At 67.7% G+C, this 328-nt stretch carries 1 protein-coding gene; it reads left to right on the top strand.

Going from position 1 to position 328, the window contains the following annotated elements; genetic code table 11:
* Window positions 1–328: class I SAM-dependent methyltransferase (locus FLQ44_RS11460; RefSeq protein ID WP_147694471.1), on the top strand; the 328-nt coding region annotated here is incomplete at both ends.

Here is a 328-nt window from a genome sequence, read left to right as displayed (position 1 = left end):
CCATGCGAACGTTGAGGTGGTCGAAGGCGACATGCATGCCCTGCCCTATCCCGAAGCCAGCTTCGATCTGGTCGTGCTGATGCATGCGCTGACCTATGCCGACAAGCCCAGCAAGGCGGTGGCCGAAGCCGGCCGCGTGCTGCGCCCGGGCGGTCGGCTGCTGCTGACCAGCCTCGCCAAGCACGAGCACCAGGCCGCGGTCGCGCCTTATGGCCACGTCAACCTCGGCTTCAGCGAGAAGGAGCTGAAGCGCTTCGCCGAGAAAGCCGGCTTGAGCGTGCAGACGGCCAGCACGGTCACCCGCGAGCGCCGCCCGCCGCATTTCGAG

The organism is Vogesella mureinivorans, from assembly GCF_007644035.1.
In the GTDB taxonomy this organism is placed as follows: Bacteria; Pseudomonadota; Gammaproteobacteria; order Burkholderiales; family Chromobacteriaceae; genus Vogesella; species Vogesella mureinivorans.
Note: the sequence above shows the minus strand (reverse complement) of the source record. Positions and strands in the feature narration are given on the sequence as shown.